Below are 24,798 nucleotides of genomic sequence, written 5' to 3'. Positions count from 1 at the left end.
TCAGCCCACCATGAACCAGGTGATGGCCGCAGTGAGGCCGATCAGCATGACGAACGCATAGCTATAGACATATCCAGATTGCAGACGGACCGCGCCGACGCTTCCCAGCTGGACCAGCCTGGCGAGCCCGTTGGGCCCGAACCGGTCGATGGTACCCTCGTCGCCGCGCTTCCACAGGAAGCGGCCGATCGCCTGGGCAGGCTTCACGAACACCACATTGTAGAGTTCGTCGAAATACCATTTGTTCAGCAGGAACAGGTACAGCGGGCGGAAGGCGTCGGCGAACTTCGCGGGGAAGTCCGGGTTCTTCACATAGGCCAGCCAGGCAATCAGCAGGCCGCTGATCATGGCGATGGTCGCGGACAGCTTCACCAGCGTCGGCACCTCGTGCATCGCGTGCATCAGGTGCGTGTCGAACGCCAACGCGCCGCGCCAGAACTCGGCGCCCGTCTCCGCCTCGATAAAGAAGCCGTGGAACACGAAGCCTGCAGCGATCGCACCGATGGTCAGGACCAGCAGCGGGATCAGCATGACCAGCGGGCTCTCGTGCGGGTGATAGCCCGCCGTGCCGGTGACCGGGCCATGATGATGGCCGTGATCGTGATCATGCGCATGGCCGTGCGCATCCTCGTGCGGCGCGTGGCCGGCATCTTCCTGCGGCGGATCGTCATGGTGATGGCCATGATCGTGGACCGCGTGCTGGATATGCTCCGACCCGGCCCAGCGCGGCGCGCCGAAGAAGGTCAGGAACACCAGCCGCCAGCTGTAGAAGCTGGTGAGCAGCGCGACGCCGACGCCGACCCAGAAGGCACTGGGATAGCCGGCAGCCCAGGCAGCCTCGATGATCGCGTCCTTCGAATGGAAGCCGGCAAAGCCGATGGCGAGATGGTTGCCGAACACCGCCGGGATGCCCAGGCCGGTGATCGCGAGCGTGCCCGCGGTCATCGTCCAGAAGGTGATCGGGATGTGCTTACGCAGGCCGCCATAATAGCGCATGTCCTGCTCGTGGTGCATCGCGTGGATCACCGAGCCGGCACCCAGGAACAACAGCGCCTTGAAGAAGGCGTGGGTGAACAGGTGGAACATCGCCGCACCGTACGCGCCGACGCCGGCAGCGAAGAACATGTAGCCGAGCTGCGAACAAGTCGAATAGGCGATCACGCGCTTGATGTCGGTCTGCGTCGTGCCGACGGTCGCGGCGAACAGGCAGGTCGCGGCCCCGACGAAGGTCACCACGCCCTGAGCCACGATGCTCGTCTCGAACATCGGCGACAGGCGGCACACCATGAACACGCCCGCGGTCACCATCGTGGCGGCGTGGATCAGCGCCGACACCGGGGTCGGGCCTTCCATCGCGTCCGGCAGCCAGGTGTGCAGGCCGAGCTGGGCCGACTTGCCCATCGCGCCGACGAACAGCAGCAGGCACAGCACCGTCATCGTGTCGAAGCGCATGCCCAGGAAGCCGATCGTCGATCCCGCCATGCCCGGCGCAGCGGCCAGGATCTCGGGGATCGAGATCGTGCCGAACAACAGGAAGGTGCCGAAGATGCCGAGCATGAAGCCGAGATCGCCGACGCGGTTGACGACGAACGCCTTCATCGCCGCGGCATTGGCGCTGGGCTTCTTGAACCAGAAGCCGATCAGCAGATAGCTGGCGAGACCGACGCCTTCCCAGCCGAAGAACATCTGGACCAGGTTGTTCGCGGTCACGAGCATCAGCATCGCGAAGGTGAACAGCGACAGATAGGCGAAGAAGCGCGGCTGGTCCGGGTCCTCGCTCATATAGCCCCAGCTATACAGGTGGACCAGCGCCGAGACGCTGGTGATCACGACCAGCATGACCGCGGTCAGCGCGTCGACCCGCAGCGCCCACTGGACGTTCATCTCGCCCGAGATGATCCAGGTAAAGGCGGGCGCCACATCCGCCTCGGCCCCGCCGAGGAAACGGATGAAGATCACCCACGAGAGCGCGCACGCGACGAACAGCGCGCCGGTGGTGACGACCTTCGGGAACAGCGTCCCGAACGCCTTGTTCGACAGGCCCCCGATCGCCGCTGCGAGCAGCGGGAGGAGGACGATGAAATGAATCGCCGACATCAGCCCTTCATCCGATTGACGTCGTCGACCGCGATGGTGCCGCGGCCGCGGAAATAGATGACGAGGATGGCGAGGCCGATCGCGGCCTCACCTGCGGCAACGGTCAGCACGAACATCGCGAACACCTGGCCGACCAGGTCGTTCAGCTGCGCCGAGAAGGCGACGAAGTTCAGGTTCACCGCCAGCAGGATGAGCTCGATCGCCATCAGGATGATGATCAAATTCTTCCGGTTCATGAAGATGCCGAGCACGCCCAGCGTGAACAGAATGGCCGAGACGACCAGATAATGGGTGATGCCGATCACAGCTCGACCCCCTGCCCCACGGGCTGATTGACCTTGCGCACGGCGTCCTTCGAACGGCGGTTGATCTGACGGTTGATGTTCTGCGTGTGGACGTCGCCGCGCTGGCGGTGCGTCAGCACGATCGCCCCGATCATCGCGACGAGCAGGACCAGACCCGCGCCCTCGAAGATGAACAGGTAGCGGGTGTAGAGCAGACGCCCGACCGCCTCGATATTGGGTACGGCGCCGTCGATCGGCGCGATGCGGCGACCCAGTTCAAGACCGCCCGCCGAATAGGCGCCGATCGCGATGACGATCTCGGCCGCCAGCGCGACGGCCAGCGCCAGGCCGACCGCGGCATAACGCATCACGCCGGCACGCAGTTCGGCGAAGTCGATGTCGAGCATCATGACCACGAACAGGAAGAGGACCGCGACCGCGCCGACATAGACGATGACCAGCAGCATCGCGATGAACTCGGCCCCGGCCAGCACCATCAGCCCCGCGGCGTTGAAAAACGCCATGATGAGCCAAAGCACCGAATGCACCGGGTTGCGCGACAGGATCGTCAGCGCCGCGGATGCGACGACGACAATGGCGAACAGGTAGAAGGCTAGAACCTGGATCACGGAATCGAACGGCCCCTGAGAATTGGCGTGCGCTTAACGGTACGGTGCATCGGCGGCAAGGTTCGCGGCGATCGCGCGCTCCCAGCGGTCGCCGTTCGCGAGCAGCTTGTCCTTCTGATAGATCAGCTCCTCGCGGGTTTCGGTCGCGAATTCGAAATTCGGTCCCTCGACGATCGCATCCACCGGGCAGGCCTCCTGGCACAGGCCGCAATAGATGCACTTGGTCATGTCGATATCGTAGCGCGTGGTCCGGCGGCTGCCGTCGTCACGCGGTTCGGCCTCGATCGTGATCGCCAGCGCCGGACACACCGCCTCGCACAGCTTGCACGCGATGCAGCGCTCTTCGCCATTGGGATAGCGGCGCAGCGCATGCTCGCCGCGGAAGCGGGGCGAGATCGGGTTCTTCTCGTACGGATAGTTGATCGTCGCCTTGGGCTTGAAGAAGTACTTCAGCGTCAGGGCATGCGCCTTGACGAACTCCCACAGCGTGAACGACCGGATGGTCTGGGCGATACTCATTATTGGCCTTCGCTATATTGAGTTGGGGCGCAAAGCCCTCTGGCAGCCGCGAAATCGGGATCGCCGGCGACAATGTAATTAAAGCTTAAGGCTGTAGCACCCATCATGGAGCTGCGGTTCAGATAGAACATCTCTACCCCCGAAGGGGCATTATCACCCTCGGTGACAGGCCGGAACGAGCCAAAACCATAATAAATTCCATCATCGCTCGGAGGCATCGGCGGACTGATCCAGGCGGTTTTGACGCCGCCCTTATCCCAACCCGGAAGGTCATCTGACTCGAACACGAGCGTGTCCGACGCACGACTGAGCGAGAACGTGAATGGCCGTCCAGAGTAGGTGACGCCAGCGCAAATCCGCTTTTGCCCTATGACATCAAATGACTGGCTACGAGACACGACCGGAACGAAGTTAGAATAGTTTCCGCAGATACCGGTGAGTTGCACGACCCCCTGCTCGGCCCCCTCCTCGCCATACATATCCAGTGTAGAGTACGCACGACCAAGGAACCCTTTCCACAGCCGCCCCTTGTATCGGACTCCGGCTATGGTCGCCTTAAACTTAACATCACCATCCGACGATGAAACGTCGAAGAACTGAATCGGCTTCGCTCCCGAGCCAAGACCAGTCGCTTTAAGCGAAGAGCCACCTCCCGCTCCGCCAAGTTCAATCGCGTAAGACGCTAGACCGTGGTGAACGGACACGACATTGCACTTGACGGAAGTGTGCTGAGCAGAGCTCAGCGATAACGCTGCAGCCACGACTAGTATCATGACGGCAATCCAACCCGGGTGACCATCAGGTAACCGGAAACGAGGAAGACGAAGAACAGCGAGAGCGGGAGGAAGATCTTCCAGCCCAGCCGCATCAGCTGGTCGTAGCGGTAGCGCGGGACGGTGGCCTTCACCCAGCTGAAGCAGAAGAAGAAGAACAGGATCTTCGCGAACAGCCAGATGATGCCCGGCACGTAATAGAGCGGCGCCCAGTCGAACGGCGGCAGATAGCCGCCCCAGAACAGCGTGGCGTTCAGCGTGCACATCAGGATGACGTTGGCATATTCGCCCAGCCAGTAGAGCGCGAACGCCATCGACGAATATTCGGTCTGGTACCCGGCGACGAGTTCGGACTCGGCCTCGGTCAGGTCGAACGGCGCACGCTGCGTCTCGGCGAGCGACGAGATGAAGAACACGATCGCCATCGGGAACAGCAGCGGGTTGAACCCGTATCCGTTCACGGGGAAGAAGGCGAAGTTCCAGACGTTGCGCTGGTCTTCGACGATACCGGAAAGATTGAACGTGCCCGCCCACAGCACGACCGCGATCAGGACGAAGCCGATCGAGACTTCATAGCTGACCATCTGCGCCGCGGCGCGGATCGCCGAGTAGAAGGGATATTTGGAGTTGGAGGCCCAGCCGGCCAGGATGATGCCGTACACACCCAGCGACGAGGCCGCGAGCACGTAGAGCAGGCCGACATTGATGTTCGAAAGCACCACGCCCGCCTGGAACGGCACCACCGCCCAGACGATCAGCGCGACCGTGAAGGTGATGATCGGCGCCAGCAGGAACAGAACCTTGTTCGCGCCCGAGGGAATGATGGTTTCCTGCAGGAACACCTTCAGGCCGTCCGCGAACGACTGGAGCAGACCGAGCGGGCCGACGACGTTCGGTCCGCGGCGCAGCGCCATCGCCGCCCAGATCTTGCGATCGGCATAGATGATCATCGCCACTGCCAGCATCAGCGGCAGCGCGATCAGCAGGATGCCCGCGATCGTCGCGACCAGCCAGGCCGCCTCGAACGGGAGCCCGAGCCATTCAAAAAACGCGGTCACTCCGCCGCCTCCGCAAAATCTTCGCCGTGGATCAGTTCAGCCGAGCAGCGCTGCATCGTCGGGCTCGCGCGGCAGATGGCGTTGGTGAGGTAGAAATCCTTGACCGGATAGCCGACCTCGCCCGAGGCGGCGCTCGCCAGGCTGGGCGGTGCCCACTCGTAACGTACCAGGCCCTCCTGCCCCAGTTCGGGCACGTCGGACGCCATCGCGGCGCGCAACTCGACCAGGCTGTCGAACGGCAGCGTGCGTCCGATCTTGTCCGACAGCGCGCGCAGAATCGTCCAGTCCTCGCGGGCGTCGCCCGGCGCATAGACCGCACGGTCGGCTCGCTGCACGCGGCCTTCCAGGTTTACATAGGTGCCCGGCTTCTCGGCATAGGTCGCACCCGGCAGGATCACGTCCGCGTGATGCGCGCCGGTATCGCCGTGGTGGCCGATATAGACCTTGAAGCTGGTCGCGAAGGCCGAGAAGTCGACCTCGTCGGCGCCCAGGAAGAAAGCGAGCTTCGGCGCGGCGGCGACGATGTCGGCGATGCCGCCCTTCTGCGCATAGCCGAGCATCAACCCGCCCATCCGCGCCGCGGCGAGGTGGACGACGTTATAGCCGTTCCATGCCGCATCGGTTTCGGTCGCGTCGCGCATGAAGCCGCCGGCCATCGCCAGCGTCGGGCCGTGGCCGTCCTTCAGCGCGCCGGGGCCGACGATCAGCACCGGCTTCTTCGCCGCGTCGATCGCCTCGGCTGCACGATCGGGCAGCTTGCCCAGCAGGCCCAGATCGTTGCCCAGCCACTCGACCTTGTAGGTCAGGTCGGTCTCGGCCCCGATCGCGAAGACGCGTGCGCCTTTCTTGATCGCCTTGCGCACGCGGGTGTTCACCAGCGGTGCTTCCCAGCGCAGGTTGCTGCCGACCAGCAGGATCGCGTCGGCATCCTCGATGCCGGCGATCGTGGTGTTGAACGCGACGGCGCCGAGATTGCTCGTGTCATAGGCCATGCCGGTCTGGCGGCCTTCGAGCAGGTCGGAACCCATCGACTTCACCAGCGCCTTGGCGGCGAACATCGTCTCGCAATCGACCAGGTCGCCGGCGATCGCCGCGACGCTCGATCCCGCGTCCTTCGCGACGGCTGCGATTGCCTCGAACGCCTCGTCCCAGCTTGCCTCGACCAGCTTGCCGTCCTTGCGGACATAGGGCTTGTCCAGGCGGCGGCGCGACAGCCCGTCGACATGGTGGCGCGTCTTGTCGTGCGCCCATTCCTCGTTCACGTCCTCGTTGATGCGCGGCAGCGCGCGCAGCACGGCGCGGCCGCGGCTGTCGAGGCGGATATTGGTGCCGACGGCGTCGCTGACGTCGATCGACAGCGTCTTCTTCAACTCCCAGGGACGCGCCTCGAACGCATAGGGCTTCGAGGTGAGCGCACCGACCGGGCACAGGTCGACGACGTTGCCCGACAGCTCGCTGGTCACCGCCTTTTCGAGATAGGAGGTGATCTGCATGTCCTCGCCGCGATAGATCGCGCCGATCTCTTCCACGCCGGCGACTTCCTCGGCGAAGCGAACGCAGCGGGTGCACTGGATGCAGCGAGTCATGACCGTCTTGACGATCGGACCCATATATTTCTCGGTCACCGCGCGCTTGTTCTCGGTGTAGCGCGAATGGCCGCGGCCATAGGCGACCGACTGGTCCTGCAGGTCGCACTCGCCGCCCTGGTCGCAGATCGGGCAGTCCAGCGGGTGATTGATCAGCAGGAATTCCATCACGCCTTCGCGCGCGGCCTTCACCATCGCGCTGTCGGTGCGGACTTCCTGATTGTCGGCGGCGGGCAGCGCGCAGCTCGCCTGCGGCTTCGGCGGTCCGGGCTTCACCTCGACCAGGCACATGCGGCAATTGCCGGCGATCGACAGCCGCTCGTGATAGCAGAAGCGCGGAATCTCCTTGCCCGCGGCCTCGCAGGCCTGGAGCACGGTGGCGCCGGCGGGGACCTCGACTTCGATACCGTCGACTTTAAGCTTTGGCATTACTCTGCCGCCTCTTGGAATGCGGTGTCGCCGCCGCCGTTGCGCTCGGTGATGCGGCGCTCCAGCTCGGGACGGAAATGACGGATCAGGCCCTGGATCGGCCATGCGGCCGCGTCGCCCAGCGCACAGATGGTGTGGCCCTCGACCTGCTTGGTCACCTGGAACAGCGTGTCGATCTCGCTGATGTCGGCGTCGCCGGTGCGCAGCCGCTCCATGACCCGCCACATCCAGCCGGTGCCCTCGCGGCACGGCGTGCACTGGCCGCAACTCTCATGCTTGTAGAAATAGCTGATCCGGCTGATCGCCTTCACGATGTCAGTGGATTTGTCCATGACGATGATCGCCGCGGTGCCCAGGCCCGACCCGACGCCGCGCAGGCCGTCGAAGTCCATCGGGCAGTCCATGATCTGCTCGGCCGGTACCAGCGGCACCGAGGATCCGCCCGGGATCACCGCAAGCAGATTGTCCCAGCCGCCGCGAATGCCGCCGCAATGCTTCTCGATCAGCTCGCGGAACGGGATCGACATGGCCTCTTCGACCACGCACGGCTTCTCGACATGACCCGAGATCTGGAAGAGCTTGGTGCCCTTGTTGTTCTCGGCGCCGAAGCTGGCGAACCACTCGGGCGAACGACGCAGGATCGTCGGGACGACCGCGATCGATTCGACATTGTTGACCGTCGTCGGGCAGCCATAGAGACCGGCACCGGCCGGGAATGGCGGCTTCAGCCGCGGCTGGCCCTTCTTGCCCTCGAGGCTTTCCAGCATCGCGGTCTCTTCGCCGCAGATATAGGCGCCGGCGCCGCGGTGGACGAACACGTCGAAGTCATAGCCCGACTTGCACGCATTCTTGCCGATCAGGCCCGCGTCATAAGCCTCCTGGACCGCAGCGAACAGCGTCTCGGCCTCGCGGATATATTCGCCGCGGATATAGATATAGGCCGCACGCGCGCGCATCGCGAAGCCCGCGACCAGCGCGCCTTCGATCAGCTTGTGCGGATCGTGGCGGATGATCTCGCGGTCCTTGCACGAACCCGGCTCGGACTCGTCGGCGTTGATCACCAGGAAATTGGGGCGATCGGGACGCGGCTCCTTCGGCATGAAGCTCCACTTCATGCCCGTCGGGAAGCCTGCGCCGCCGCGGCCGCGCAGGCCCGACGCCTTGATCCGGTCGATGATCGTGTCGTTGCCGATCTCCAACAGCGCCTTGGTCTGATCCCAGTCGCCACGTTCCATCGCGCCCTTCAGCCCCCAAGGCTGAAAGCCGTACAGATTGGTGAAGATGCGGTCCTTGTCCGCCAGCATTTACTTCTTGCCCTTCCTGGAGGCGGTGGTCCCGGCATAGATCGCGACAAAGGCGCCGGCGAATGCGGCAGCCAGTGCGAACCAGACTGGGTTCACCTGCCCGGTCCCTTCTTCACGAACAGCAGATAGATCCCGACAGCCACGGCGATCAGCAGCAACGGGCCGATCAGCGCGAAGGTCACGCGCAGCACCCAGCCCAGCACGACGAGGCCGCCGATGATTGCGAGGATCGTGACGATCAGATTCTTGTTCTCGGCGTTCATCTCACCACTCCTTGCGATAGTCGTGATTCTCGCCGACCATCGCGGTCAGCGTCGTCGGTCCACCGACCGGTTCGACGGTATGGCGGCCCGGCTCCTGCGTGCCGGCCTTGGGCGTCTCGCCCTTCGCCAGCGCGTCGAGGATCGCGAGCGTCCGCTCGTAGGTCAGATCCTCGTAATTGTCGTCATTGATCTGGACCATCGGCGCCGACGAGCAATTGCCCATGCACTCGACCTCGGTCAGCGTGAACAGACCGTCCTCGGTCGTGTGGCCCTTTTTCAGGCCGCGCGCCTTGCACGCCTCGAACACATCGTCCGACCCGCGCAGCCAGCACGGCGTGGTGCCGCACACCTGGACGTGATGGCGCCCGACCGGGTGAAGGTTGAACATCGTGTAGAAGCTCGCGACTTCCAGCACGCGGATATAGGGCATGCCCAGTTCGCGCGCGATGAACTCCATCACCGGAATCGGCAGCCAGCCCTGGGTCTGCGTGTCCGCGCCCACCTGGCGCTGCGCCAGGTCGAGGAACGGGATCGAGCAGGACTGCTGCCGTCCCGCCGGATAGCGGGCCATGATTTCCTGGGCCTTGGCCGCATTCTCCGCGGTCCAGGCGAACCCGCCCCAGCGCTCGCGAAGCTCCGGCGTATCGAGAAGAGGAGGTTTCTCAGCCATCAGCGAATGAACTCCACCCGATCGACCTTGTCGTCGGTGAAAGAATAGATCGACATCACCTCGAACGGCTCGGCGTCCGCCGCGCGCGACACGCGCTCGTGCAGGACCACCGTCTCGCCCAGGGCATAGGAGCCGAGAATCTCGGCACGATTCTCGGGAAACTGCGCGAACATCGCCGACAGACCGGAACGAACGCCCTCGCGGCCCTCACGCAGCACGTCGCCGCGATAGGTCGCCTCACACGCAGTCTCGGTCATCAGCGCGACATAGCCGTCGACATCCTGCGCATTGTAGCGCTCGATCATCGCCGTCGCGGTCGCGATCCGTGCATCGCTCACCGGTCGCACTCCCCGAACACGATATCCAGCGCACCCAGAATGGCGGTGGTGTCGGCGAGCATGTGACCGCGCGACATGAAGTCCATCGCCTGGAGGTGGCTGAACGCGGTCGGGCGGATCTTGCAGCGATACGGCTTGTTGGTGCCGTCGCTGACCAGATAGACGCCGAACTCGCCCTTCGGGCTCTCGGTCGCGACGTACACCTCGCCTGCGGGGACGTGATAGCCTTCCGAATACAGCTTGAAGTGGTGGATCAGCGCTTCCATCGACTGCTTCATCTCGCCGCGCTTCGGCGGGCCGACCTTGCGGTCGAGCGTCATGATCGGGCCTTCGGGCATCTCCGCCAGGCACTGCTTCATGATCCGCGCGGACTGATAGACTTCCTCGACGCGCACCATGAACCGGTCATAGCAATCGCCGCGGGTGCCGACGGGAATGTCGAACTCCATGCGATCATATACGTCATAGGGCTGCGACTTGCGGATATCCCAGGGAATGCCCGCACCGCGGATCATCGGGCCGGAGAAGCCCCATTTGATCGCGTCCTCACGGCTCACCAGCGCGATGTCGACGTTGCGCTGCTTGAAGATGCGGTTCTCCGCCACCAGGCTGATGGCATCGCCGAACAGCTGCGGCAGGCGCGTGTCGAGCCATTCGCCGATATCGGCGAGCAGCTTGAGCGGCACGTCCTGGTGGACGCCGCCGACGCGGAAGTAATTCGCGTGCATCCGCGCACCCGAAGCGCGCTCGAAGAAGTTCAGGCAGTCCTCGCGGATCTCGAACATCCACAGGTTGGGCGTCATCGCGCCGACGTCCATCACATGCGACCCGAGGTTCAGCATGTGATTGCAGATGCGGGTCAGCTCGGCGAAGAACACGCGCAGATACTGGGCGCGCAGCGGCACTTCCAGGTCGAGCAGCTTCTCGACCGCGAGCACATAGCTGTGCTCCATCGCCAGCGGCGAGCAATAGTCGAGCCGGTCGAAATAGGGCAGCGCCTGCTGATAGGTCTTGTACTCGATCAGCTTCTCGGTGCCGCGGTGGAGCAGGCCGACATGCGGGTCGAGCCGCTCGACGATCTCGCCGTCCAGCTCCATCACCAGACGCAGCACGCCGTGTGCCGCAGGGTGCTGCGGGCCGAAGTTGATCGTGTAGTTCTGGATCTCGACATCGGTGGCCGGAGTGTCCGGTCCGCCGCGATCCATCATGCCCTGAACGGTATCGGTCATTGATCCTGGCCCTTGCCCTTGCTCGGAACCACGTCCGGATCCTTGGGCTTCCTGCTGAGCTTCGGCTTCGGCTCAGCCTTGCCCTCGCCGGTATCGGCCGGGCTGTCGTCGGTCTTGGCGGTCTTCGCGCTCGGCTCGACATCCTTGGTCGCGGCGGCGTCGGCCTTGACCACATCGTCCGCGGTCACCGGCGTCGGCGCACCCTTTTCCTGGGGCACGGGCGGCGGCGGCGGTGCGGCGGGGGTCGGCGCGGGCGCAGGCTTGCCCTGCGGCGTATCGCCCGGACCGCTGCCGGCAGCCTTTTCGTCGCCCGGCAGGATATAGGCGGCGCCTTCCCACGGGCTCATGAAGTCGAAATTGCGGAAGTCCTGCGCCAGCTTGACCGGCTCATAGACGACGCGCTTCGCCTCTTCCGAATAGCGCAGCTCGACGAAGCCGCTCAACGGGAAGTCCTTGCGCTGCGGATGCCCCTGGAAGCCATAGTCGGTCAGGATGCGGCGCAGGTCGGTGTTGCCCGAGAAGAGCACGCCGTACATGTCGTACACTTCGCGTTCGAGCCAGCCGGCGACCGGCCAGATGCCCGTCACCGACGGCACCGGCTTCACGTCGTCGGTGAGGACGCGGACACGGATGCGATGGTTGCGGGTCAGGCTGAGCAACATGTAGCACACGTCGAACCGCTCTTCGCGGTCGAGATAGTCGACCCCGGCGATCTCCATGCACTGCTGATATTCCAGGCCCGGCGTGTCGCGCAGCGCGATCATCGCCTCGACCAGCCTGGGGCGGTCGATCGTGAGCGTCACTTCGCCGACCGCGTCGAGCGTGTCGACCAGCATGTCGCCGAGCGCGGCCTTCGCCGCCTCGATCACGCCGTCATTGGCGGCGTATCTGGGTGCGGGCGCCTTCACCGTTCGATCGTCCCCGAACGGCGGATCTTCCGCTGCAGCTGCATGATGCCATAGAGCAGCGCCTCGGCGGTCGGCGGGCAGCCGGGGACATAGATGTCCACCGGAACGATCCGGTCGCAGCCGCGAACGACGCTGTAGCTATAGTGATAATAGCCGCCGCCATTCGCGCACGACCCCATCGAGACGACATATTTCGGCTCGGACATCTGGTCGTACACGCGGCGCAGCGCCGGTGCCATCTTGTTGCACAGCGTGCCCGCGACGATCATCACGTCCGACTGGCGCGGAGACGCGCGCGGCGCGGCGCCGAACCGCTCCATGTCGTAGCGCGGCATGTTCACGTGGATCATCTCGACCGCGCAGCATGCGAGGCCGAACGTCATCCACCACAGCGAACCGGTACGCGCCCACTGGAACAGCTCCTCGGTCGAGGTGACCAGGAAGCCCTTGTCGTTGAGCTCGGCGTTGATGTCGTTCAGGAAGCCGACATCCGGAAGCGTGCCCGGAGGCGGTGCCTGCGTCAGATCTACTCCCAATCTAGGGCTCCCACTTTCCAGGCGTAAACGAGGCCGAGCGTCAGCTCGGCGATGAAGACCATCATCGAGATCCAGGCCACCCAGCCCAGGTCGAATACCGACACCGCCCACGGAAACAGGAAGGCGGCTTCGAGGTCGAAGATGATGAAGAGGATCGCGACGAGGTAGAAGCGCACGTCGAACTGACTGCGCGAATCCTCGAACGCCGGGAAGCCGCACTCATATTCGGTGAGCTTCTCGGGCGTCGGCTTGTGCGAACCGGTAAGCCGGCTCACCGCCATCGGCAGGAACACGAACGCGCTGGAAAGCACGAGCGCGATGCCCAGGAACAGCAGGATCGGCAGATATTGCGAAAGGTCGATCAATGTCTCTTCTCGCGAGTGCGGAATCTGAGGCGGCTTTAGGACTCTGAACCCCGCGACGCAACGCCTGCGGCCATGAGAATGACTCGCAACTAGAGACATAATAACATCGTTCCATTCCAGCGCTTTCGCAGGTACCGGCTGACATGGCATCGATTGCGCTGCGCTTGCGGACCGGCGCGAACCATTTCTTCAGACGCCCGGGCTATCGTCAGGCGATGCTCGCCCGAATGCCCGCCTTTGCCGTCCTGACCGCGCTGTGCGCCGGCCTCGTCTCGCTGCTGCTCGCATGGGCCACCGGCGGCCTGTCGCCCAGCCTGATCAATCCCGACGAGGGCGCCCACTATGTCAATTCACTCTTCATCGGCGACTGGATCCGGGCAGGCTTCCCCTCCCCCATGGCATATGCGCAGACCTATTATGCGCACTTCCCTCGGCTCTCCATCGGCCACTGGCCGCCCGGCTGGTATCTGGTGCAGTCGCCGGTCTTCGCGCTGCTGCGCCCATCCCCGCTCGGCGCACTGGCGATCTCGGCAGTCGTCGCGGCGCTGCCAGCGGGCGCAATTGCCTGGACGTTCGATCGCATGGGGCGGCGCATGCTGGGCCTGGCGCTCGCTCTTAGCTATGTCGCCCTGCCTCTGGTCAGCGACAGCGCGCGCTACATCCTGCTCGATCAGCCCGTCGCCCTCGCAGTCGCCCTGGCGGCGATCGCATGGATGCACGCGTCGGATGCCCCGCAAAGCCGGCGCTTCCTGCTCTTCGCGTTGCTCGCCGCCGCCGCGGTGCTGATCAAGGGCAATGGCGCGCTGATCGCGCTGGTCCCGGCGATCGACATCGCGCTGACCGGTCGCTGGCATCTTCTGCGACGACCCGGCCTGTGGATCGCGGCGGCGGTGGCGCTGATGCTGGTCGCCCCCTGGTACTGGCTGTCGTTCCGCATCTCCGCCGGCGGGTTCAACTACGAGCCCGGGCTTGCCTATGCGGCCCTCTCGCTGCGCGCCAACGCGGCGGCGCTGTTCGGCAATCTCGGTCCGGCCGGCATCACCCTTGCACTCACAGGGGCGGTCTCGGCATTCCGAACGACGGACGTGATGGAAACCCGGATCGCCAGGCTGTCGCTGGCGGTGATCGCGTCCACCCTTGTCTTCCAGGCGATCGTGCCCGCTGCGATCGAGCCGCGCTATATCGCGCCGATGCTGCCCTGGATGCTCGTGCTGATCGGTATCGGACTGACCGCATTGTGGCGACTGCGCCCCGTCGGACGCCGCCTTGCAGTGCCCGCCGCAATGCTGGCGGCCCTGCCCGCCTGCCTCGCACTGGCGTCACTCGCACCCAAGCCCGATATCGGTGCACCCGCGCTGGGCAGAGAGATGGCGGATACCGGCGGACTGTGGCTGGTCGATGGTCGCGCCGGTGGCGAAGGCTCACTGATCGCTGCTGCGGCCTATGCCGATCGAGGCGCGATGCGCATCTGGGTCGGCCGGGCCTCGCAATGGCTCTCGACCAGCGACTTCATGGGTCAGGACTATCGGCTCGCCGCCGACACGCCTGATCAGGTCCAGGCCATTCTCGACCGCCTCGGCACCAGCGGCGTGGTCTCGGCTGCGGAGAGGAACGCCCTCGCCTTTCCCCATAGCCGCCTGCTTCGGGAAGCGGTCGTCAGCGACGGCTACGCAACGTCCAGGCGCCCCTTCACCCGGGGCAACGGCACGATGATGGTCGCCCGCCGCATCGGGCGCATCACGCCCAACCCGGCGCTGATCGAACGCAATACGGGCTCGGCCAATGTCGGCAGGATGAGCGCCGCCCTGGACTGACGCGCCGCCGCCCGAGCGATCAGCGCAGCGAGTTCGCCACCAGCTTGTGCAGCTTGGAATGCAGTCCGTCGTTCGCTGCCAGGAACTCGTTGCGCTGCATCGCCATGTCCTGTCCGCGGAAGTCGGTGACGAAGCCGCCGGCCTCGCGGATCAGCAGCATGCCGGCCGCGACGTCCCACGGCTTCAGGTCCGATTCCCAGAAACCGTCGAACCGGCCCGCCGCGACCCAGGCGAGGTCGAGGGCTGCCGAGCCGAGCCGGCGGATGCCCGCCACTTCCGGGGCGACCGCACCGAAGATGCGGCTCCACTGCGCGAAATTGCCATGGCCCAGGAACGGGATGCCGGTCGCGATAAGCGCTTCGTCGAGGTGGCGGCGCGACGACACGCGCAGCCGCTGGTCCTGCAGCCAGGCCCCGCGGCCCTTCTCGGCCCAGAAGCTCTCGTCGGTCAGCGGCTGATAGATATAGCCGTGCGTGATCTCGGGCTTGCCCTGCGCACCGTGCGGATCCTCGACCGCGACCGAGATCGCGAAGTGCGGGATGCCGTGAAGGAAGTTGCTGGTCCCGTCGAGCGGGTCGATGATCCAGCGCGGCTTGTCCGGATCGCCGGCGATCTCGCCGCGCTCCTCTACCAGGAACCCCCAGTCGGGGCGGGCCTTCTGCAGTTCCTCGATCATCGTGTCTTCGGCGCGCTTGTCGGCCATCGACACGAAGTCGGCGGGACCCTTGCGGCTCACCTGGAGGTGCTGGACCTCGTTGAAGTCGCGCCGCAGCCGCGGGCCGGCCTTGCGGCAGGCACGCTCGATGACGGTGATGAGGCCGGAATGCGAAACCAAGCAAATTCTCCCGCTTCCCTCGGGAAGCGCTGGGGTGGTCGCCCGCATCCACTGGCGGGCGAGAACGCGATCGGGCGGACGCGAACGCCCGCCCTTTCGTCAATCAGTCCGCGCGGCGGACGTAGGTCTGTTCGTACACGTCGACGACGATGCGGGTGCCGCTGGCGATGTGCGGCGGCACCATCACGCGCACACCATTTTCCAGCAGCGCCGGCTTGTAGCTCGACGAGGCGGTCTGGCCCTTCACCACGGCATCGGCCTCGACGATCGTCGCCTCGATCGTGTCGGGCAGCTGCACGTTGATCGGATCCTCGTCATAGAGTTCCATCACGACGTCCATGCCGTCCTGCAGGAACGCGGCGGCATCGCCGAGCAGATCCCGCGGCAGGGTGATCTGGTCGTAGGTTTCCTTGTCCATGAAGGTCAGGACATCGCCCTCGGCGAACAGGAACTGGAAATCCTTGGTGTCGAGGCGGACGCGCTCGACCGTCTCGGCGGAACGGAAGCGGACATTGTTCTTGCGGCCGTCGCGCAGGTTCTTCAGCTCGACCTGCATATAGGCGCCGCCCTTGCCGGGCTGGGTGTGCTGGATCTTGACCGCACGCCAGATGCCGCCTTCATATTCGATGATGTTGCCGGGACGGATGTCCACGCCGCTGATCTTCATGGGATCGTGCCTGTAGCTTGAGAAAGAGCGAGGCGGCCCTTTAGCTTCCCGCGCCGCCCGGGGCAAGCATCAGCATCGGACAGGGATTGATCGGCTCGCCCTGCGACCAGCGTTGTTCGGGCGTCATCCGCGCCACGCCGAAATGCAGGTGGAAATTGCCGGCACCGGCATTGCCGGTATCGCCGACATAGCCGATCGCCTCGCCAGCACGGACCCATTTCCCTTCCTGAAGCCCGGGTGTGTAGCCCTGGAGATGGGCGTAATAATAGCTCCACAGGCGATCCGGCGACCGGACGTACAGGCTGATCCCGCCGCCGCCTTCCGAGAAGAACAGCTTCTCGACCTGCCCGTCGGCGGCCGCGAGCACGGGCGTTCCAGCGGCGGCCATGATGTCGCACCCCTCATGCGCCCGCGTGCCGTCGCCGCGCGGGTCGCCCCAATTGTCGGTGATCTGCGACCGCTGCACCCCAGCGACCGGAACGGTGAGCGAGGCGACGGCTCCGGGCTGAGCAGTCGAACGCGCAGCTGGCGCACTCGCGGTCACTGCCGTCGCCGAGACATGCGGTGTCGGCTGCGCCGGAGGGGGTTCGGCGGGGACGATCCGGATCATCGAGGCGGCCATGATGACCAGCCCGCCGGCGCCGATCGCGGTAATTATCGTGCTCGCCTTCACAGGGAAGCCCGGGTCGAACAGAGCGGGTGGAACATCGGCACAGGCTCCGGCAGGGATCGGTTCACCTGCACAACGACCTTGCGGCCGATTCTATCCGGTGGGCACTATCCCAGCAGTTCGGTGAACGCCTTGACCGCGGCTTCCTCGTCCCCGCCCCACACGGCGTTTGCAACTGCAAGGAAATCGGCACCCGCGGCAACCAGCGGCGCGGCGTTGTCCGGGGTGATGCCGCCGATTGCGACGCACGGGATTTCGAACAGGGTTGTCCACCAGGACAGGATGGCAGGCTCCGGATGGTGCTGCACCTCCTTGGTCGGGGTCGGATAGAAGGCGCCGAAGGCGACATAGTCGGCCCCGGCCTCGCCCGCCTCCATCGCCAGATGGCGGCTGTCGTGACAGGTCACGCCGATCTGCGCCTGAAGCCCCAGCACCGCCCGCGCCTCGCGCGGGTCACCGTCGCCCTGTCCCAGATGAACACCATCGGCGCCCAGCCTTTTGGCCAGTGACATGCTGTCATTGACGATGAACGCAACCTCGTGATCGGCGCAGATCCGCTGAAGCGGCTCAGCCAGGCGCGCCGCCTCATGCTGGTCGACGCCCTTCACCCGGAACTGGAACGCCGCCACGGGCCCCGCCCCCAGCGCACGCTTCAGCCGCTCGTCGAACCCGCCGGTCACGTCCTGCGGCGAGATCAGATAGAGCTGGCACGGCGGCCGGCGATCGTCCCGCTTGAAATTGGCGGCGAACTCGGCCGCGATCTCGGGGGTGAATTCGGGTGCGTCGTCATCGTCGATCATCCCGCCCCAATCGCGCGCATGATCCCTCGGCGCAAGGGGTCAGCGCGAGCGGGCGCCTATACGATCGTACAACAGGTGTTGTTCGCGGCTTCAGCCGTCCAGGCCGACGCCGCCCACGGGCCTGGTTTCGACATGCGTCTCGAAGCCTGCGATCATCGGGCGGCCCTGCGCAATCGCGCCCTGAACTTCAGGAAGCTTCAGCGAGTCCGCGTGATGCTGCTTCGTTTCCCACACTTCGGTGACCCAGATACCGTCGGCATCCTTCACATCCTCGGCGATGACATAGGCAAGGCAACCCGGCATCGCGCGGGTGCCCGCGCTCAGGATCGCGATCAGCTCGGCGCGCTTGCCGGGCTGCGCTTTCATCTTGCCGATCAGGCCATGGCGTTCGACTTCTTCCATGCGAACTTGCTCCCCGGCCCAGGATGGGCCGCCCAGCACCGCCAGCCCGAGGCCGGCAAGCACCGGGCGGCGCGATACCATTATTCCTCGCCCTTGTAGATGCGGACGAGCTTGTCGAGCATCGCGAGCGCTTCGCCGCGCTCGCGCTGGAAGGTGTTGCGGCCGATGATCGACCCGTTGCCGCCGCCGTCGCGGATGTCGATCGCGTCCTGATAGACCGCGTCGGCACCCTTGGCGGCGCCGCCCGAGAAGACGACGATGCGGCGGCCGGCGAAGCAGGACTGGACGACGTGGCGTACGCGGTCCGACTGCTTCGACCAGTCGGTGCCCTCATAGGACTTCTGCGCGTCCTTCTGCTCGATATGGTCGCCGGGCAGCTTCACCTTGATGATGTGCGCGCCGAGCAGCGCCGCCATGTGTGCGGCATAGGCGCCGACGTCGAGTGCGAGCTCGCCCGACTTGGGCAGCAGGCCGCCGCGCGGATAGGACCAGATGACGGTGGCGACGCCGACCGACTTGGCCTGCGCCGACAGTTCGCGGATCTCCTCCATCATCTCGAAGACATCGTCGCTGCCCGGATAGATGGTGAAGCCGATCGCCGAGCAGCCGAGGCGAAGTGCGTCATCGACGCCGCCGGTCACCGCCTGGTTGGCGCCGCCGGCCCAGCTGTTCGAGCTGTTGACCTTGAGGATCGTCGGGATCTGGCCGGCGAAGGTCCCTGCCCCCGCCTCGAGCATGCCGAGCGGTGCGGCATAGGCGCTGAGCCCAGCGTCGATCGCGAGCTGAAAGTGATAATGGGGGTCATAGGCCGGCGGATTGACCGCGAAGCTGCGCGCCGGGCCGTGTTCGAAGCCTTGGTCGACGGGCAGGATGATCAGCTTGCCGGTGCCGCCCAGGCGGCCCTGCATCAGGATGCGGGCCAGATTGGCTTTCACGCCGGGATTGTCGGACTCGTACTGGTCGAGAATGGCCTTGACGGCTGGCGTGATGCTCATTGGGATCCCCTGATTCGGTCGGATGGACAGGTCCCTATCCTCCCGTTTCGCAGGCGAAAAGGCTGACAACGGTGACGTTCGCACCTGCAGCGAAAATAGATGGGACAGGAGACCGGTACGCTGTAATTTTGCCCCGTCGACCTGACTTCGCGCGCACAAAAAAAGGGCCCGGCGGTCGCGCGACCGCCGGGCCCTGATTGTCCAGCTCGCGGGGTCAGGCGCGGATCAGCGCCGCCACGCCCGGAAGCTCCTTGCCTTCCATCCACTCCAGAAAGGCACCGCCCGCGGTCGAGATGAAGGTCATGTCGCCCGAGACTCCGGCCTGGTTGAGTGCCGCGACGGTATCGCCGCCGCCGGCAACCGAGACCAGCGACCCCTCGCGGGTGAGCGCCGCCGCCGTGCGGGCCAGCGACATGGTGGCGGTGTCGAACGGCGGCGTTTCGAACGCGCCGAGCGGACCGTTCCAGACAAGGGTGCGGCAGGTCTTGAGCACGTCGGCGAGAGCCTCGGTCGCCGCCGGGCCGATGTCGAGGATCATCTCGTCCGCCGCCACTTCATGGACGTTGACGGTGCGCGTCTCCGGGTTCGCCTTGAACTCCTTCGCCACCACCACGTCATAGGGCAGGTGCACGATGCAGTTCGCCGCGTCGGCGGCATCGAGGATCGCCTCTGCGGTGCCGGTGAGGTCGTGCTCGCACAGGCTCTTGCCGACATCGACGCCGCGGGCGGCGAGGAAGGTGTTGGCCATGCCGCCGCCGATGATCAGGTGATCGACCTGGGCCACCAGATGTTTGAGCACGTCGAGCTTGGTCGAGACCTTGGCCCCGCCGACCACGGCCGCGACCGGATGCTCGGGATTGCCCAGCGCCTTGTCGAGCGCATCGAGCTCGGCTTCCATCTGGCGACCGGCAAAGGCGGGCAGCTTGTGCGCCAGCCCCTCGGTCGAGGCATGGGCGCGGTGCGCGGCCGAAAAGGCGTCGTTGACGTAAAGATCGCCCAGCGACGCAAAGCGGTCCACGGTCTCGGGAGCATTCTTCTCCTCGCCCGGATCGAAGCGGGTGTTCTCGAGAATGCCAACCTCGCCCGCGCTCATCTTGGCGATGCTGTCGGCGGCGTCCTGGTCGTCGATGAATCGCACCGGGCGGCCGAGCACCTGTTCGAACGGCCGGGTGACCAGTGCCAGGCTCATCTCCGGATTGCGCTGGCCCTTGGGCCGGCCGAAATGCGCGAGCACCACGACCTTTGCACCGCGGTCGGCAAGTTCGGCGACGGTCTGAACCGCGGCACGAAGCCTTGTGTCGTCAGTGACCTGGCCGTCGGCCATCGGCACGTTCAGGTCCTCGCGGACCAGCACGCGCTGTCCCGCAATCTCACCCATGTCGTCCAGCGTCTTGAAATTACGGCTCATATTTCGATCCTGACCTTTTCGCCGATCCTGATGTCGCCGCCCGCAACGACACGCGTGCAGGCGCCGCCGCGCCAATCGGGCCGAAGCGCAGCCTGCAGCCCGTCCTGAAGTTCGTCCATCCGGACGCATGGATCGCATTCGACGGTGACGCGGAGCACCACGTCGTCGCCGATCAGGATCCGCGCGCCCTCAATCTGGGGCAGGTCGATGCCCGCGACCAGCAGGTTCACCCGCCGCTGCCACCAAGGCAGGTCGGCGCCGATCTCGGCCAGGGCCGCCGCCCAGTCTTCCGCTTCCATCACGGTGACCTGGCGGCGGTTCCTGCCACCGGGTTTCAAGGGCCCGCGATAGCAGCCCTCGATCCCCTTCTCGACCGACACCCTTACCGAATCGAGTGTCTCGATCGGTCCCCGCTTCCTGTGATGGCGGGCGATGCCGGCGAGCGTGCCGATCACCCCAGCTTGGCCATCGCCGATGCGGTGTCGACCATGCGGTTCGAGAAGCCCCATTCATTATCGTACCAGCTGACGACGCGGACCAGCTTGCCGTCGATCACCGCCGTTTCCAGGCTGTCGACAGTCGACGATGCCGGGGTGTGGACGATGTCGATCGAGACCAAAGGCTCGTCCGAATAGACCAGCACGCCCTTTAGCGGGCCGCTCTCGGACGCCGCCTTCAGGATCGCGTTGATCTCGTCCCTGGTCGTGTCGCGCTTCGGCGTGAAGGTCAGGTCGACCAGGCTGCCGTCTGGCACGGGCACGCGGATCGCCGAGCCGTCCAGCTTGCCCTTCAGCTCCGGCAGCACCTCGCCGACGGCGCGGGCGGCGCCGGTGGTGGTCGGGATGATGTTCATCGCCGCGGCGCGGGCACGACGCAGGTCCGGGTGGATCTGGTCGAGGATCTTCTGGTCGTTGGTATAGGCGTGGACCGTGGTCATCAGGCCACGCTCGATGCCGACGCTGTCGTTCAGCACCTTGGCGACCGGCGCCAGGCAGTTGGTGGTGCAGCTGGCGTTCGACACGATCGTGTGGCCGGCCTCCAGCTTATCGTGGTTGACGCCGTAGACGACGGTCAGGTCGACATTCTTGCCCGGTGCCGAGATCAGCACCTTCTTGGCGCCGGCATCGATATGCTTCTGGGCGCTGGCGCGGTCGGTAAAGAAGCCGGTGCATTCCAGCACCAGGTCGACGCCGTTCTCGGCATGCGGCAGGTTGGCGGGGTCGCGCTCGGCAGTCACCTTGATGCGCTTGCCGTCGATGACCAGATCGTTGCCGTCAGCCTCGACCGTGCCCGGATATTTGCCGTGGACGCTGTCGCGCGAGAAGAGCCAGGCGTTCGACTTGGCATCGGCCAGGTCGTTGATCGTCACCAGTTCCAGACCGCTGTCGGCACGCTCGAGAATGGCGCGCGCCACCAGACGGCCGATGCGTCCGAACCCGTTGATCGCAACCTTCGTCATGTCCCAGCTTCTCCTGCTTAGTTCAGTTTCTCTGTGATCTGCGGCACGATCGCCGCTGCGGTCAGGCCGAACAGCTCGTACAGCCCAGGCGCCGGGCCCGAGGCGCCGAACCGGTCGATGCCGAAGCTGAGCCCGTCGGTTCCGACATAGCGTTCCCAGCCGAAGGTCGTGCCGGCCTCGATCGAGACCTTCAGCGCGTCCGCCGGGATCAGGTCGGCGCGATAGGCGGCGTCCTGTGCATCGAACCGTTCCCAGCACGGCATGGACACCACATCGGCACCGATGCCCTGCGCTTCAAGGGCATCGCGCACCTCGACCGCAATCTCGACTTCCGATCCGGTCGCCAGCAGCACGACCTTGCGGTCGGCCTGCGCCGCGCGGAGGCGATAGCCGCCCTTGGCCGACAGATTGCCGGCCTGTTCGCGAAGCTGCGGCAGGTTCTGGCGGGTCAGCGCCAGCAGCGACGGCGTCGCCTTGGTCGCGAGCGCCTCGGCCCAGGCCTCGGCGGTCTCGATCACGTCGCATGGGCGCCAGACCTCGAGGTTGGGCATCGCGCGCAGGCTCATGACATGCTCGATCGGCTGGTGGGTCGGGCCGTCCTCGCCCAAGCCGATGGAGTCGTGCGTCATGACGTAGACGACGCGGGTCTGCTGGAGCGCCGACAGGCGGATTGCCGGGCGGGCATAGTCGGAGAAGACGAGGAAGGTGCCGCCATAGGGGATCACGCCCCCGTGCAGCGCCATGCCGTTCATCGCCGCGGCCATGCCGAACTCGCGAATGCCATAATAGACATAGCGGCCCGAATAATCGTCCGCGGTCAGCGGGCCGGTCTGCTTCGTCTTGGTGTTGTTCGAGCCCGTCAGGTCGGCCGAGCCGCCGATCGTCTCGGGCAATTGCGCGTTGATCGCGTCCAGCACCATCTCGCTCGCCTTGCGGGTCGCGACCTTCTGCGGCGCGGCGAGCAGGCCGGCGATATAGTCGTCGAGCGAGAAGGCAGCAGGCAGGTCGCCCGCCATGCGGCGCTCGAACTCGGCGCGGTCGGCATGATCGGCGAGGCGCGCGGCCCAGTCGGCATGGACCTGCGCGCCGCGCTTGCCGGCGGTCAGCCAGGCCTCGCGAATGTCAGCGGGCACCTCGAACGGCGGGTGGTTCCAGCCCAGCGTCTCGCGCGCGGCCGCGATCTCGCTGGCACCGAGCGGCGAGCCATGGGTCTTCGACGTGCCCTGAAGATTGGGTGCGCCCTTGCCGATGATCGTGCGGCAGCGAACCAGGGTCGGCCGGTCGTCGGCGATCGCGGTGTCGAAGGCGGCACGGATGCTGTCGGCGTCATGACCGTCGCATTCGACGACCTGCCACCCGGTCGCGGCATAGCGCGCGGGAATGTCCTCGCTCGACGAGAGCGAGACCGATCCGTCGATCGTGATCCTGTTGTCGTCCCACAGCACGATCAGGCGGCCGAGCTTCAGATGCCCGGCAAGGCCGATCGCCTCGTGGTTGATGCCTTCCATCAGGCAGCCGTCGCCTGCGATCACCCAGGTGCGGTGATCGACCACGGCATCGCCGAAGCCGGCATTCAGGTGGCGCTCGGCCACGGCCATGCCGACTGCCATCGCCAGGCCCTGGCCCAGCGGACCGGTCGTGCACTCGATGCCCGGAAGCTCGAAATTCTCGGGATGGCCCGCGCACGGGCTGCCGATCTGGCGGAAGGTCTTGAGATCTTCCAGCGTCGGACGGGCATAGCCGCTCAGGTGGAGCAGCGAGTAGAGCAGCATCGAGCCGTGACCGGCCGACAGGACGAACCGGTCCCGGTCCGCCCAGTGCGGATCGGCGGCGTCGAACTTCAGATATTCCTGGAACAGGACGGTCGCGACGTCGGCCATGCCCATCGGCATGCCGGGATGTCCCGAGTTCGCCGCCTCCACGGCGTCCATCGAAAGCGCTCGGATCGCATTGGCGCAATCGGTGAAAGATGCGGTCACTGGAACTCCCCCGGATAGCTGGCGCGGACGCCTTTGGGACGCATGGGCGCGCGCGTCAACCGCTCCGCCGAATAGCGTCGAGACGTGCGACGATAGCGGGTTGCAGCGCCCCGAGGCTGATCGTAAGCGAAATTCCATGGCGGACACTGTATCGAACCGCATCGAAAAGGCGTTGGAACGGATCGAGGCAGCTGCCGCGTCGCGCGCATTCGCTCATGCGCGACTCGCCCGGCGCCATGCCAGGCTGCGTGAGCGGATCGAGGACGCGGTCTTCTCGCTCGACGCGCTGATCGCCCGCGAAAAGGGGGATGCCGAGTAATGGCGGAGATCACGCTGAGCGTGGCGGGCCGAAGCTACACCATCGCCGCCCGCGATGGCGACGAGCCGCATCTGCGACATCTCGAATCGCTGCTGGAAGACCATGCGGCAACGGCGCAGCGCGCCTCGGGCGGTCTGAGCGCAGAGAAAACCCTGGTCTATCTGGCGCTGATCCTGGCCGATCTGCTGGACGAGGCGCAGCGCCATCCCCCGACCGGAGTCTCCCCGGTCCTGCTCGACCGGATTGCCGATCGACTGGAAGCCGTCGCAGCGGCCCTTGAGGAAGACGACGAGGACGCCTAGATAGGCAGGCGGCGGGTACTGCCCGGTACGAGCCTTGGCATTATCCCTGAGGCTATTCATCATCCATGGGGGCTGTCCCTGTGCAGATCCTGGTCTGCGGCATATGGTCCCCACCTGACGTACCAGGCGTCGGAGGATATTCTGGCAAACGGCCAGGGCG

At 65.5% G+C, this 24,798-nt stretch carries 28 protein-coding genes; 3 read left to right on the top strand and 25 right to left on the bottom strand.

The window, feature by feature from the left end; translation table 11 throughout:
* The 15 genes from nuoL to TPR58_RS07415 form a co-directional block, all read right to left on the bottom strand.
* Positions 1-2,097 carry an NADH-quinone oxidoreductase subunit L gene (gene nuoL / locus TPR58_RS07485; protein ID WP_346245998.1) on the bottom strand — a complete coding sequence of 699 codons (2,097 nt, stop codon included), beginning with the start codon at positions 2,095-2,097 and terminating at the stop codon, positions 1-3.
* The gene (nuoK, locus tag TPR58_RS07480) at positions 2,097-2,402 is read right to left on the bottom strand and encodes an NADH-quinone oxidoreductase subunit NuoK (protein WP_346245997.1); all 306 of its coding nucleotides are present in this window, start codon (positions 2,400-2,402) and stop codon (positions 2,097-2,099) included. Before nuoK ends, nuoL begins: the two co-directional genes overlap by 1 nt.
* Positions 2,399-3,010: an NADH-quinone oxidoreductase subunit J gene (locus TPR58_RS07475; protein ID WP_346245996.1), complete on the bottom strand. Its 612-nt coding sequence runs from the start codon at positions 3,008-3,010 to the stop codon at positions 2,399-2,401. The genes nuoK and TPR58_RS07475 overlap by 4 nt, the downstream gene beginning before the upstream one ends.
* A gap of 33 nt (positions 3,011-3,043) precedes the next feature.
* Positions 3,044-3,529 (bottom strand): NADH-quinone oxidoreductase subunit NuoI, encoded by a 486-nt coding sequence (nuoI, locus tag TPR58_RS07470; protein WP_346245995.1) that lies wholly within the window; start codon positions 3,527-3,529, stop codon positions 3,044-3,046.
* A complete protein-coding gene (locus TPR58_RS07465; RefSeq protein WP_346245994.1) occupies positions 3,529-4,302 on the bottom strand; it encodes a hypothetical protein in 774 nt (257 codons plus the stop codon). The genes nuoI and TPR58_RS07465 overlap by 1 nt, the downstream gene beginning before the upstream one ends.
* Complete coding sequence (nuoH, locus tag TPR58_RS07460) at positions 4,299-5,360, bottom strand: NADH-quinone oxidoreductase subunit NuoH (protein ID WP_346245993.1); 1,062 nt, start codon at positions 5,358-5,360, stop codon at positions 4,299-4,301. The genes TPR58_RS07465 and nuoH overlap by 4 nt, the downstream gene beginning before the upstream one ends.
* Positions 5,357-7,375 carry an NADH-quinone oxidoreductase subunit NuoG gene (nuoG, locus tag TPR58_RS07455; RefSeq protein ID WP_346245992.1) on the bottom strand — a complete coding sequence of 673 codons (2,019 nt, stop codon included), beginning with the start codon at positions 7,373-7,375 and terminating at the stop codon, positions 5,357-5,359. Before nuoG ends, nuoH begins: the two co-directional genes overlap by 4 nt.
* The gene (gene nuoF, locus TPR58_RS07450; RefSeq protein WP_346245991.1) at positions 7,375-8,679 is read right to left on the bottom strand and encodes an NADH-quinone oxidoreductase subunit NuoF; all 1,305 of its coding nucleotides are present in this window, start codon (positions 8,677-8,679) and stop codon (positions 7,375-7,377) included. The genes nuoG and nuoF overlap by 1 nt, the downstream gene beginning before the upstream one ends.
* A 92-nt stretch (positions 8,680-8,771) precedes the next feature.
* Positions 8,772-8,942 (bottom strand): hypothetical protein, encoded by a 171-nt coding sequence (locus TPR58_RS07445; RefSeq protein WP_346245990.1) that lies wholly within the window; start codon positions 8,940-8,942, stop codon positions 8,772-8,774.
* Position 8,943: 1 nt separating this feature from the next.
* On the bottom strand, positions 8,944-9,612 hold the full coding sequence (locus TPR58_RS07440) for a complex I 24 kDa subunit family protein (RefSeq protein ID WP_346245989.1): 669 nt from the start codon (positions 9,610-9,612) through the stop codon (positions 8,944-8,946).
* Positions 9,612-9,950: a nuclear transport factor 2 family protein gene (locus tag TPR58_RS07435; RefSeq protein ID WP_346245988.1), complete on the bottom strand. Its 339-nt coding sequence runs from the start codon at positions 9,948-9,950 to the stop codon at positions 9,612-9,614. The genes TPR58_RS07440 and TPR58_RS07435 overlap by 1 nt, the downstream gene beginning before the upstream one ends.
* On the bottom strand, positions 9,947-11,158 hold the full coding sequence (locus tag TPR58_RS07430) for an NADH-quinone oxidoreductase subunit D (protein ID WP_346246054.1): 1,212 nt from the start codon (positions 11,156-11,158) through the stop codon (positions 9,947-9,949). The genes TPR58_RS07435 and TPR58_RS07430 overlap by 4 nt, the downstream gene beginning before the upstream one ends.
* Before the next feature lie 17 nt (positions 11,159-11,175).
* Positions 11,176-12,087: an NADH-quinone oxidoreductase subunit C gene (locus TPR58_RS07425; protein WP_346245987.1), complete on the bottom strand. Its 912-nt coding sequence runs from the start codon at positions 12,085-12,087 to the stop codon at positions 11,176-11,178.
* Complete coding sequence (locus TPR58_RS07420; RefSeq protein ID WP_346245986.1) at positions 12,084-12,623, bottom strand: NuoB/complex I 20 kDa subunit family protein; 540 nt, start codon at positions 12,621-12,623, stop codon at positions 12,084-12,086. The genes TPR58_RS07425 and TPR58_RS07420 overlap by 4 nt, the downstream gene beginning before the upstream one ends.
* Positions 12,614-12,988 carry an NADH-quinone oxidoreductase subunit A gene (locus tag TPR58_RS07415; protein WP_346245985.1) on the bottom strand — a complete coding sequence of 125 codons (375 nt, stop codon included), beginning with the start codon at positions 12,986-12,988 and terminating at the stop codon, positions 12,614-12,616. The genes TPR58_RS07420 and TPR58_RS07415 overlap by 10 nt, the downstream gene beginning before the upstream one ends.
* A gap of 143 nt (positions 12,989-13,131) precedes the next feature.
* On the opposite strand from TPR58_RS07415, the gene TPR58_RS07410 reads away from it, so the two are divergent.
* Entirely contained in the window at positions 13,132-14,802 is a 1,671-nt protein-coding gene (locus TPR58_RS07410; RefSeq protein ID WP_346245984.1) for an ArnT family glycosyltransferase, read from the top strand.
* Between the two features lie 19 nt (positions 14,803-14,821).
* On the opposite strand, the gene TPR58_RS07405 is transcribed toward TPR58_RS07410, so the two are convergent.
* The 10 genes from TPR58_RS07405 to tkt form a co-directional block, all read right to left on the bottom strand.
* A complete protein-coding gene (locus tag TPR58_RS07405; RefSeq protein ID WP_346245983.1) occupies positions 14,822-15,637 on the bottom strand; it encodes an inositol monophosphatase family protein in 816 nt (271 codons plus the stop codon).
* A 103-nt stretch (positions 15,638-15,740) separates the two neighbouring features.
* Complete coding sequence (gene efp / locus TPR58_RS07400) at positions 15,741-16,304, bottom strand: elongation factor P (protein ID WP_346245982.1); 564 nt, start codon at positions 16,302-16,304, stop codon at positions 15,741-15,743.
* A gap of 40 nt (positions 16,305-16,344) precedes the next feature.
* Positions 16,345-16,977 carry a M23 family metallopeptidase gene (locus TPR58_RS07395; protein ID WP_346245981.1) on the bottom strand — a complete coding sequence of 211 codons (633 nt, stop codon included), beginning with the start codon at positions 16,975-16,977 and terminating at the stop codon, positions 16,345-16,347.
* Between the two features lie 104 nt (positions 16,978-17,081).
* The gene (gene thiE / locus TPR58_RS07390) at positions 17,082-17,774 is read right to left on the bottom strand and encodes a thiamine phosphate synthase (protein ID WP_346245980.1); all 693 of its coding nucleotides are present in this window, start codon (positions 17,772-17,774) and stop codon (positions 17,082-17,084) included.
* A 90-nt stretch (positions 17,775-17,864) separates the two neighbouring features.
* Complete coding sequence (locus TPR58_RS07385) at positions 17,865-18,257, bottom strand: putative quinol monooxygenase (protein ID WP_346245979.1); 393 nt, start codon at positions 18,255-18,257, stop codon at positions 17,865-17,867.
* On the bottom strand, positions 18,257-19,171 hold the full coding sequence (locus TPR58_RS07380; RefSeq protein ID WP_346245978.1) for a class I fructose-bisphosphate aldolase: 915 nt from the start codon (positions 19,169-19,171) through the stop codon (positions 18,257-18,259). Before TPR58_RS07380 ends, TPR58_RS07385 begins: the two co-directional genes overlap by 1 nt.
* A gap of 214 nt (positions 19,172-19,385) precedes the next feature.
* Entirely contained in the window at positions 19,386-20,579 is a 1,194-nt protein-coding gene (locus tag TPR58_RS07375) for a phosphoglycerate kinase (RefSeq protein ID WP_346245977.1), read from the bottom strand.
* Complete coding sequence (locus TPR58_RS07370) at positions 20,576-21,034, bottom strand: MOSC domain-containing protein (protein WP_346245976.1); 459 nt, start codon at positions 21,032-21,034, stop codon at positions 20,576-20,578. The genes TPR58_RS07375 and TPR58_RS07370 overlap by 4 nt, the downstream gene beginning before the upstream one ends.
* On the bottom strand, positions 21,031-22,038 hold the full coding sequence (gap, locus tag TPR58_RS07365) for a type I glyceraldehyde-3-phosphate dehydrogenase (RefSeq protein WP_346245975.1): 1,008 nt from the start codon (positions 22,036-22,038) through the stop codon (positions 21,031-21,033). The genes TPR58_RS07370 and gap overlap by 4 nt, the downstream gene beginning before the upstream one ends.
* A 17-nt stretch (positions 22,039-22,055) precedes the next feature.
* A complete protein-coding gene (gene tkt / locus TPR58_RS07360) occupies positions 22,056-24,017 on the bottom strand; it encodes a transketolase (protein ID WP_346245974.1) in 1,962 nt (653 codons plus the stop codon).
* Positions 24,018-24,153: 136 nt separating this feature from the next.
* On the opposite strand from tkt, the gene TPR58_RS07355 reads away from it, so the two are divergent.
* On the top strand, positions 24,154-24,336 hold the full coding sequence (locus TPR58_RS07355) for a hypothetical protein (protein ID WP_346245973.1): 183 nt from the start codon (positions 24,154-24,156) through the stop codon (positions 24,334-24,336).
* Positions 24,336-24,638 carry a cell division protein ZapA gene (locus TPR58_RS07350; protein WP_346245972.1) on the top strand — a complete coding sequence of 101 codons (303 nt, stop codon included), beginning with the start codon at positions 24,336-24,338 and terminating at the stop codon, positions 24,636-24,638. The genes TPR58_RS07355 and TPR58_RS07350 overlap by 1 nt, the downstream gene beginning before the upstream one ends.
* Positions 24,639-24,798: the final 160 nt, after the last annotated feature.

It is taken from the genome of Sphingomonas rustica, from assembly GCF_039652585.1.
Taxonomy (GTDB): Bacteria; Pseudomonadota; Alphaproteobacteria; order Sphingomonadales; family Sphingomonadaceae; genus Sphingomonas; species Sphingomonas rustica.
The sequence above is the reverse complement of the archived record's forward strand: the minus strand, read 5'-3'. Positions and strand labels throughout refer to the sequence as shown.